Annotated in this window: 7 protein-coding genes; 4 read left to right on the forward strand and 3 right to left on the reverse strand. The window is 61.2% G+C overall.

The window, feature by feature from the left end:
• The first annotated feature begins 91 nt into the window (after positions 1-91).
• Genes GTA51_RS19490 through GTA51_RS19500 form a run of 3 tightly spaced genes read left to right on the forward strand, consistent with a single transcriptional unit; the run spans position 92 to position 4,720 of the window.
• Positions 92-2,683 carry a glycosyltransferase gene (locus tag GTA51_RS19490; RefSeq protein ID WP_160964098.1) on the forward strand — a complete coding sequence of 864 codons (2,592 nt, stop codon included), beginning with the start codon at positions 92-94 and terminating at the stop codon, positions 2,681-2,683.
• The gene (locus GTA51_RS19495; protein WP_246198247.1) at positions 2,643-3,569 is read left to right on the forward strand and encodes a glycosyltransferase family 2 protein; all 927 of its coding nucleotides are present in this window, start codon (positions 2,643-2,645) and stop codon (positions 3,567-3,569) included. The genes GTA51_RS19490 and GTA51_RS19495 overlap by 41 nt, the downstream gene beginning before the upstream one ends.
• A complete protein-coding gene (locus GTA51_RS19500; RefSeq protein ID WP_160964100.1) occupies positions 3,566-4,720 on the forward strand; it encodes a glycosyltransferase family 4 protein in 1,155 nt (384 codons plus the stop codon). Before GTA51_RS19495 ends, GTA51_RS19500 begins: the two co-directional genes overlap by 4 nt.
• Positions 4,721-4,817: 97 nt before the next feature.
• On the opposite strand, the gene GTA51_RS19505 is transcribed toward GTA51_RS19500, so the two are convergent.
• The 3 genes from GTA51_RS19505 to GTA51_RS19515 form a co-directional block, all read right to left on the reverse strand.
• On the reverse strand, positions 4,818-5,522 hold the full coding sequence (locus GTA51_RS19505; RefSeq protein WP_160964102.1) for a GNAT family N-acetyltransferase: 705 nt from the start codon (positions 5,520-5,522) through the stop codon (positions 4,818-4,820).
• Positions 5,523-5,778: 256 nt separating this feature from the next.
• A complete protein-coding gene (locus GTA51_RS19510; protein WP_160964104.1) occupies positions 5,779-6,441 on the reverse strand; it encodes a ferredoxin-like domain-containing protein in 663 nt (220 codons plus the stop codon).
• Between the two features lie 260 nt (positions 6,442-6,701).
• Positions 6,702-8,522 carry a methyl-accepting chemotaxis protein gene (locus GTA51_RS19515; protein ID WP_160964106.1) on the reverse strand — a complete coding sequence of 607 codons (1,821 nt, stop codon included), beginning with the start codon at positions 8,520-8,522 and terminating at the stop codon, positions 6,702-6,704.
• Positions 8,523-8,813: 291 nt separating this feature from the next.
• On the opposite strand from GTA51_RS19515, the gene GTA51_RS19520 reads away from it, so the two are divergent.
• Positions 8,814-9,338 (forward strand): hypothetical protein, encoded by a 525-nt coding sequence (locus tag GTA51_RS19520; protein ID WP_160964108.1) that lies wholly within the window; start codon positions 8,814-8,816, stop codon positions 9,336-9,338.
• Positions 9,339-9,546: the final 208 nt, after the last annotated feature.

Genomic DNA, 9,546 nt, shown 5'->3' on the forward strand with positions numbered 1-9,546 from the left:
AAGGTGGGGGTCTGGGGGAGGAAACCCCTTTTTTCAAAAAGGGGTTTCCTCCCCCAGTCCTTCGCCTCTAGCTCCCCAAGGAGCCTTTTATATGCGACAATGTTGGTGCGGGACGGGCGGGTTGGAGCCGTTTAGCGAGGCGTACATGCTGTGTCCGGCTTGTGGCACGTTGGTGTCACGCCAGGAGGACGGCGAGGGCTACGGCCGGGACTATTGGTATGGCCATCAGGAGACCGACCTGGGCCAGCCGTCCATCGAGGTCCGGGCGCGCCGGGATATGCCGGAGCGGTGCGTGGCCTGGCTGCGGTTTTTTTTGCGGGCCTGCCTGCCGCCCGGCGACGTGCTGGAGCTGGGTTGCGCCCACGGCGGGTTCACGGCGCTGCTCAACCGGGCCGGGTTCCGGGCCAGGGGGCTGGAGTTGGATGCCTCGGTCGCTGCCTTGGCCAGCCGAACGTTTGGCGTCGAGGTGCTGGCCGGGCCGTTGGAGGAGCAAAACATTGCGCCGGGCTCGTTGTCTGCCGTGGTGCTCATGGACGTGCTGGAACATCTGCCCGATCCGGTGGGGCTGCTGCGCCGAGTGGCTCGGTTATTGGCCCCGGACGGGGTAGTGCTGGTCCAGACGCCGTCCCTGCCGACTGGCGTAACCTATGAGCGGTTAACGGCCGAGGCCCATCCCTTTTTGCGTATGTTGCTGCCGGCGGAGCATTTGTATCTTTACAGTGAAGCGGCGGTGCAGGCGCTTTTTGCCGCAGCCGGCTTTGGTGAATGCCGTTTTGGCCAAGCGGTTTTCCCCTATGACATGTTTTTTGCCGCCAGCCGTACTGAGCTGGCTGACCACGATGCGTCGGCGGTGGAAAAGGCGCTTTGCGCCACCCCGGACGGCCGCATGGCCCTGGCCATGCTCGATCTGGCCGAGCGCGCCGAGACGGCCGAGGCCATGGCGGCGCGCCTTGCCGGCCAGGACGCACCGATTATCGGTGGTCTGGAAGGCGTTGTCCGGGAAATGGCTTCGGGCTGGGTCGCCGAGGGCCGGCTGCCGCTACTGGCTAACAAAGTGCTGGCGCGCGTCGGACGGGCGACCTGGCTGTGGAACAAGGCCGTTAAGTATGTGCTCAAAGAACGCGGCCGACGGGTTCCCCCTGCCGGCAACGTGGCGCGGCAGGCCCTGATCCTGGTCGATCTGACGCCGGTGTTGCCCGGTGGCGACAACGGCGGGGCCAAGCTCATGACCATCCTGCTGCTGCACGCCCTGCGGGAACTGCGGCCGGACTGGCGCTTTGTGTGCCTTGTTTCCGACGCGGCGTATGACGAACTGGCCCATCTGGACGCGCCCAATGTCGTGCGGGCGCGGGCCTCGGGGCTGGGCCGGCTGCGCGGGCTGTCCCACTGGCAGGGAACGAGGGTCGATCTGCTCTTTTGTCCCTTCACCATGCCCTTTTTCCACCACCCGGCCGTGCCGGTCGTCTCGGTTATCTACGATCTGCAATACGCGTATTACCCGCAGTTTTTTACCCCCGACGACGAAGCCGGCCGGGAGCGCAATTTCCAGTGTGCCGCCCGGGTGGCTGAACGGCTGGTGTGCATTTCGGAATTCACCCGCCAGACCGTGCTGGAGCAGGGCAACGTCCCACCCGGCCGGACGGCCACGGTGCATATCTCCCTGCCGCGCCGGTTGACCCGTACCGATCCTGCGGCCGTGGCCGCTGTGCGCGCCCGCCTGCACCTGGGCCAGGCCGAGTATCTGCTGTATCCGGCCAACTATTGGCCGCATAAAAACCACCGTATGCTGTTAACAGCCTTGGGCCTGTTTGCGGCGGCCCGGCCGGAAAGCGGGCTGAAACTGGTGTTGACCGGGGCCGACACCGGCCTTCGCCAGGAGCTTGGCCAGGCTGCTGCCCGGCTGGGGCTTTCCGAGCGGGTGATCTTTGCCGGCTATGTGTCCGACGACGATCTTTCGGCTCTTATGACCGGGGCCAGGGCGCTCATTTTCCCCTCGCTCTTCGAGGGGTTCGGCATGCCGCTGGTGGAGGCCATGGCCGTTGGCACGCCAATCCTGTGTGCCGACGTCACCAGTCTGCCCGAGGTCGGCGGCGATGCGGTTCTCCCGTTCGACCCGCGCCGACCGGACGACATGGCAGCGGCCATCGCGCGGCTGGTGGACGAACCGGAATTGGCCGGGGAGCTTGTGGCCAAGGGCCGGCAGCGTCTGGCCCATTTTGGCGGGCCGCAAGATATGGCGCGGAAATACTTGGCAGTGTTTGAGGATGTGCTGGCCCGGCCGGTGTCCCAGAGCACAGCGGTGCGCGGGCTTTTTGCCGACGGCTGGTGCGGCGGGCGGCTTTTTGTGGCCTACGGTCCGGCGGCCCATCGCCAATGGTTGCGGGCGCAGTTTTCCCTGCCGGCCGGGGCACCGGCCGGGCGCGTGACCATCACCACCCTGGTCAACGGCCGCACCGTCGGCAAACCGGTCACCCTCGCTCCTGGCCGCACGGTCGCGCTTTCGCCCGATCTGGCAGCGGTTGGCGGCTGCGTGGAATTTGTCCTGGACGGGGCGCGGCGCGGCGAGAACCAGGGGCCGGGGGCCGACCGGCGGCGGCTGTCGGCGCGTTGCGAGGAACTGCGGCTCACCGACGGCGAGCGCGATGTTGATCTGCGCTATGATGGGCAGGCGCGCCGTGGCTAGGCTCACCGTTGCGGCAGTCACACCGTCCTATAACCAGGGGCGTTTCATTGGCCGCACCATCGACAGCGTCCTGTCCCAGGGCGTAGCCGACCTGGAATATGTGGTCATGGACGGCGGCAGCACGGACGAGACCGTGGCTGTCCTGCAAAGCTACGGCGACCGGCTGTCTTATCGCTCCGAGCCCGACAAGGGCCAGCCTGATGCCGTGAACAAAGGCATCGCGGCAACGTCGGGGGAGATCATCGCCTGGCTGAATTCCGACGATGTCTACACGCCCGGGACCCTTCAAGCAGTGCTTGATGTTTTTGAGAAGAACCCTGAAGTGGATGTTGTTTACGGCGACGCCGACCACATTGACGAGAACGACGTCTTCCTCGAAGACTATCCGGCCGAACCCTTTGACCTCAAACGGCTCAAGGGGCGCTGCATCCTGTGCCAGCCGGCGGCCTTTTTTCGGCGACGGGTGGTTGATCGGTTCGGGGCGCTTGATCTGCGCTGGCAGTATACCCTGGATTACGAATTCTGGCTGCGTCTGGCCAAGGGCGGGGCAGTGTTTCGCTATCTGCCGCAAAAGCTCGCCGGTTCGCGGTTTTATCCCCAGACCAAGACGTCCGGGGCCAAGCTGACCGTGCATAGCGAAATAAACGACATGATGCGGCACACCTTTGGCCGGGTGCCGGACCGCTGGCTCTATAATTACGCCCACGCCCTGGTGCGCGAGCAGTGGCAGGTGGCCGACGGCAGCGCGCTCTTTACGCCGGCCGTGGCCCTGGCCTCCTGGCAGGCCTCCTTGCGTTGGAACAGGAATCTGTCGCCAACGGTGCTGCGCACCACGGCCTCCTGGCTTACGCGCGGACTTATCCGGCCGGGAGGCGACGCGGCATGAAGATCGGTTTCGACGTGTCCCAGACCGGGGCCGGCAAGGCCGGCTGCGGCTATTTCGCGGCCGGGCTGCTGGCCGTCCTGGCCGACCTTGAGACGAGTAACGAATACGTCCTCTATCCGGCCTTTGGGGATTTTTTTCGCGAACCCCAGCCCAAGGCCTGCTCCCGGCCGGCCGGCCGCCGTTTTCACCCGGGGCCGACCTTTCGCCGCTTTTGGGATCAGAAACGCTTTTTCCGCCACCCACCCGCAGACTTCGAGGCTCGGTTGGGCAACCCCGACATTGTCCACGCCAACAATTTCTTCTGTCCAAGCGGCCTGACCCGGGCGCGTCTGGTCTATACGCTCTACGACCTGTCGTTTCTCATCGAACCGGCCTGGACCACCGAAGGCAACCGCACCGGCTGCTTTGACGGGGTGTTCCGCGCGGCGACCAGCGCCGATTATCTGGTGGCCATCTCGGAATATTCCCTCAACCATTACTTGAGTGTTTTTCCGAATTACCCGAAAAACAGGACGGTTGTGGCCCCTCTGGCCAGCCGGTTCGGGCCGCAGTCGCTGCAGGAGAAGCCGGCGGCCTTGGGCGACATCGGATCGGGTGACTTCTGGCTGTGCGTGGGCACCATCGAGCCGCGCAAGAACCATGAGCGCCTCTTTGCCGCCTATGCCGCCTGGCGGCGCGACACCGGCGGGACCATGCCGCTGGTGCTGGCCGGCGGCAAAGGCTGGCTCATGGACGACGTGGCCCGCACCGTGGAAGAACTGGGCATTGCCGAGCATTTGCGCTTTACCGGCTATGTGTCCGACGCCGAACTGGCCTGGCTTTACGCCTCGTGCCATGCCTTTCTCTATCCGTCGCTGTTCGAGGGGTTCGGCCTGCCGGTGCTGGAGGCCATGAGTCTGGGCGCGGCGGTCATCTGTTCCAATGCCACCTCGCTGCCGGAAGTGGCCGGCGACGCGGCCATCCAGGTCGATCCCCTGGATGTGGCCGGACTGGCATCGGCCATGGCGACCCTGACCGGCCACACCTCCCTGCGCGACAGCCTGCGCCAGCGGGCGCTGACCCGGGCCGGGCTTTTTTCCTGGGAAAAAACCGCCCGCATCGTGGCCGAGGCCTACGCCCGCGTCGTCAGCCTGCCGCCCGCCTGGGAATAGATTTGAGGGAAGAGGGAAGAGTGCCTCCGGCGGCCGGGGGGATGATCCCCCCGGACCCCTGCAACTGGAGAAGTTTTAGGGGATCTTAGTGTCAAATTCACCCGATGCTTTCTGATGCAAATGCCATTTCGCTGTGCCCGTCGTGGGTTATGACGCCTGTTTGGTGCAAACCAAATTTTTCAATGACGCGCTGTCCATCCGGTGAAACAACAATGGCAGCCAAGCCGTAGGCGTTAACCGAGGCGAGATCCTTGGCAAAGGCTTGTACCAGCCGTTTGCTCACCGACGATCTCTGAAATTGCTTTATAATACCGATGTTATATATGTAATAATATTTTTTTGCAGCATGCGATTCTGGTTCTGGCGTTATCTGCTTTCGGTTTGTGATGCTCTGAGGAGCATTTTGTATCCGAGCGAACGTGTCTTTTGAAATAGGATGGAACCCGGTGTAGCCAATGGGCAGGCACGTGCCATCCAAGCGTGCCAGCCAAAGTCGGAATCCCCGTGGACATACGGCGAAAACGCTCTTTAAATAGGAATACTCTTCTCGATTCTCCTGGTCAGCATAGCATGACCAGTCAGCCAATACGACGGCCAGTGTAAATTTGTTGAGATCCTTTGCGTCTCGGGACACTCCTTCCGGTGTGTCGTCTTTAAACGTGAGTGAAAATGTTTCGACAGTATCCGGTGTATCGATTTTGAGTGCCTGTACGCACTGCACCTTTTCTTCAAGCCAGGCAGTGATATCTTCTGGAGCACAGAGTTCGGGAATATCTTCAAATGGACTCTTAGTTGTTGGCACGACAGGTTCCTTTCGGTTGCCAAGGGTGATGGAGTGGTCTTTTGCCAGTGGTTGGCAAACACAACGCTCCTATTGAAATGTTCCTGGAAGATTTGTTTTTTTATATTCCTGATACGCGCGCTTTGCTTGCTCTTGCGACCAAAGCCGCTTCATGGAGTCTCTTTTTCTTGCCATGCTGCCAGAGTCCCTGCCCTAATTATAAAACCGCCCCGGTCCGTGTGCGACCGGGGCGGTTTGCATCATTTAAACGGCTCGCTTAGCCCAGCACAGCCTGCTTGATGGCCTCAATACCCAGGCGCTCGACAAACCGGGCGGCGCGCTCGCGCTTCTTGGCGTTGGCGGCGTAGTAGCTGATGAGCTTTTCCGACAGCTCGATGACTTGCTCCCGGGTCAGATCCTCGGCCACCACGTCGCCGATGCGCGGCCGGGCACCGGGATGGCCGCCGAAAATGACTGTCCAGCCGGACTTTTTGCCGAGTACGCCCAGGTCGCGCACAAAGCTCTCCGAACAGCAGAACGGACAGCCCGACACCGACAATTTGAATTTGCCCGGCAGATCGCGCCCGACAAAGAGCTTTTCCATCTCCAGGCCCAGCCCCAGGGAATCCTGGACACCGAACTTGCACACGCTGGTGCCCGGACAGGCCTGGACGAAATGGACGCACAGCTCCATGGCCTGTCCCACGTCCGTGCCGAGATCCTTCCAGATGGCGTCCACATCTTCGGGCTTGATGCCGACCAGAGCCAGGCGCTGGCCAGAGGTGATCTTGACGATGGGGATGGCGTATTTTTTAACGACGAGGTTCAGCGCTTCCAGGACTTCCGGGGAAATAAGCCCCACAGGGGTGCGGGGGACAATGGCGTAGGTCTGCTGGTCGCGTTGCAAGATGGCCCCGGTGGGGGCTTGGGTGGCGCTCATGGCGGCTCCTTGATTGGTAGAGTCGTGAAGGGAATATGGGCCTGCGCAGTCTGCGATGGTTGGCCGATCCGAGGTTGCGGGGCGCTCCGGGCGGCTTGCGCTGCCGACGCCAAAGGCCAGTTTCTACACAGCGCGGGGTTTGTTGTCACCCTCGAAAAAAGTGCTAACGATGCCGCGTTGTTTGCTTTGACGAATTTGTCATTTGGGCAAAACGGGAGGATCACGCCTCCCGTTTTGCCTGCTGCGTGAGAGGTGGGGTTTTAGCGTAGGGCGCGGCGTGTCCGGCTGGCGGGCAGGGCTGCCCGGGCGCTGCCCGTGCCGCCGCCATCCTGCATCTCCTGGACCATGGTCCCGAGTTCCTGGGCCTGCTGGGCCAGCTCGGACACGGCCTGGGCCGATTGGCGCAGGGCGTCCATGGTTTCGGCGGCGATGCGGTTGACCTCTTCCACCGAGCGGTTGATCTCTTCACTGGCCGAAGACTGCTCTTCGGAAGCCGTGGCGATGGCCCGGACCTGATCGGTGCTCAAATCCACGAAGCGCACAATCTCGGAAAGGGCTTCGCCGGAAGCCTTGGCCATGGCGGTGGCATCCTCGATGGTTTTAAATGTCCGGTCCACATTGTCGATGTTTTTGCGGGTGCCGTGTTGAATCTGCTGGATGGCGTCGCCCACTTCCTTGGTGGCGGTCATGGTCTTTTCAGCCAGTTTGCGCACCTCGTCGGCCACCACGGCAAACCCGCGTCCGGCCTCGCCGGCACGGGCGGCTTCGATGGCGGCATTGAGCGCCAAAAGATTGGTCTGGTCGGCAATATCGGAAATGACGTTCATGATCTGGCCGATGTCTTCGGCCTGCTTGCCGAGTACGGTCATGTCGGATTTGAGCTCCAGAGACTGGCTCTGGACTTGTCCAATGCCGCCGACCACCTTGTTCACGATTTCCGCCCCTTCCTGGGCCTTGTCCTTGGCCTTTTCCGCAGTATCCGTGGCCTGGGAGGCGTTTCTGGCCACTTCCAGCACGGTGGCGTTCATCTCTTCCATGGCTGTGGCCGTTTCGGACAGGCGCTGGGATTGATGTTCCGCGCCCTGGGTCGATTGCTCGATCTGGGCCGAAAGCTGTTCCGAAGCCGAGGAGACGACGTGCACCACTGACGAGAGCCGGTCGGCAGCCTGGAGCATGCCTTGGGCCTTGGCGTTTTCAGCCTCGGTTTTGGCGGCCTGGGCTTCCAGGGTGGCGTCGCGGGCTTTTTGGGCCTCAGCGTCGGCCTGGGCCGAGGTGGCGTTGGCTTCCGCAATTTTCTGCTTGAGATTGGCCACCATCAGCTTGAGCACGGCGAACACGCCGCCTTCGCCGGTATGCTCCTTGAACCGTAGATCCATTTCTCCGGCCGCTATGCGGCTGGCAATATCGTGGAGATAGCCGGGATCTTCGCCAAGCTGTTTGTTCACACCCCGGATAATGATCAGGCAAACAGTAACGCCAAGGAGCGTTGCTGCGATAAGGATGGAAAGAACGATCGTTTTCCCATTTTGGTAGGCAGTACGACCTTGCGTGGCTGAATCATCGCCGCCTTTTTTGTTGATGAGTACAAGCTTTGCCAGCTCTTCAGAAGCAGCATAGAAGAGAGTCCGTGATTCTTCCTGCACCAACTTTTTGGCTTCATCTTTCTGGTTGGTTCTGGAAAGATTGAGGACATTCTTGGAAACAACCATGTATTTGTCGATGTTATTTTGAAAGCGTTGAAAAGTCTGGCGCTCTTCTGGTGAGCTGATCAGCTTTTCATATGTGTTTGTTGCTTTGTTCAGATCTGTAAAGCTTTTAGCAAGCCTTTCATCGTAGTTCTTCATTGCCGCATCATCAGTGGAGAGAACGTGTATCAATTCGTTCCTACGAAATGTCTGGAATTGTCTGTCCATTACAGCAATAGCATCAATGCTTGGCAGCCAGTTCGATTCAAGATCTGTGACTGATGTGTCAATTTTTCCAAGCATCACCAGTGAGATACAATTACCTGCTATCTGGATGATGATAAGCAGTCCGAAGGCCATGATCAGTTTTGTGGATAACCGCAGTTGTGACGGCATGTCAGCTCCTCTTGCTGAAGTGTCGAAAATACGGTCGATCAGGCCGAACAAGCAGGGCTGTCTTCCGCTCCTCCAGATATTGGTAAACACTACAACGTCTTAGTTGCAGTCGGAAAAAAGAAGTTAAACGCGGACAGAGACCGGATGATTTCAACCTGTACCCTGAATCGCACGCCTTCGCAACAATCCGAGATAGTTTTTTTGCGTCCCACAACGGCATTGGGCCGAAGCGGCCTTGAGGTCGGACCCGGCCTGGGCTACACCCGGGCAAAACCGTTTCGGGAGGATGTCTTGGGCAAGCTCAACGCAGAAAAACTGTCCCCCAATCCAGAATTCGACTTGTTCCTCTACCTGCGCGTGGCCGGAACTCCCAAAGTCGAACAACATGTCATCGACCTGTGCGAAGAGCATTGGGACGCCTTCAAGGAGCACCTCAAAGGATACCGTTTCGCCGAATCCGGCTCCAAACGTGGCGTGGCGCTCTTTTTCCTGGAACCGGCCGCCGAAGGACTCGTCGAAGAAGCCTGGGCCCGCTCGCCCACCGAAGGCTTCGCCCTGCATAACCTCGCCGTGTCCATGGTCATGGCCGCTGCCGGCGAGCAGGTGCCGGAAATCGAAGCCGGAGCCTGCGCGCCGCTGCCAACCCCGGATCGCGACCTCAAACGCCGCATGGAACGCCTGGGGCTGGTCTGGAACGAAACCGGCAACGTCAGCGTCCAGTTCGCCGTCATGACCCACGATCCTTACGCCGGCGGCTGCGCCGTCTGCCATCTGCGCGCAACCTGCCCGAAGAGCGAGGCGCCCAAGGGGGCATAGAGGATATTTAGGGAGCGTAGGCAGGAGAGGGGAGGATGAAGATCGGGCTCTGCCCGAACCCGCCGGGGGGATGATCCCCCCGGACCCCCCGCACGGGGGGCGGGAGTATGGGGAGCGGGTCGGGAGGGTGGTCTGCGGCGGTGCGTGAGAAGATGGCGGTCGGGATTTGGGCGGCTGGGGCAGCCGTCAAAGCCCGGCTGCCCCAGCC

This window comes from Solidesulfovibrio aerotolerans, assembly GCF_009856865.1.
Lineage (GTDB): Bacteria > Desulfobacterota > Desulfovibrionia > Desulfovibrionales > Desulfovibrionaceae > Solidesulfovibrio > Solidesulfovibrio aerotolerans.

Excerpts from the sequence above, each read along its gene's own strand:
- GTA51_RS19490 (WP_160964098.1), top strand. The coding sequence starts at position 92 with ATGCGACAATGTTGGTGCGGGACGGGCGGGTTGGAGCCGTTTAGCGAG.
- GTA51_RS19495 (WP_246198247.1), top strand. The coding sequence starts at position 2,643 with ATGTTGATCTGCGCTATGATGGGCAGGCGCGCCGTGGCTAGGCTCACC.
- GTA51_RS19500 (WP_160964100.1), top strand. The coding sequence starts at position 3,566 with ATGAAGATCGGTTTCGACGTGTCCCAGACCGGGGCCGGCAAGGCCGGC.
- GTA51_RS19510 (WP_160964104.1), bottom strand. The coding sequence starts at position 6,441 with ATGAGCGCCACCCAAGCCCCCACCGGGGCCATCTTGCAACGCGACCAG.
- GTA51_RS19515 (WP_160964106.1), bottom strand. The coding sequence starts at position 8,522 with ATGCCGTCACAACTGCGGTTATCCACAAAACTGATCATGGCCTTCGGA.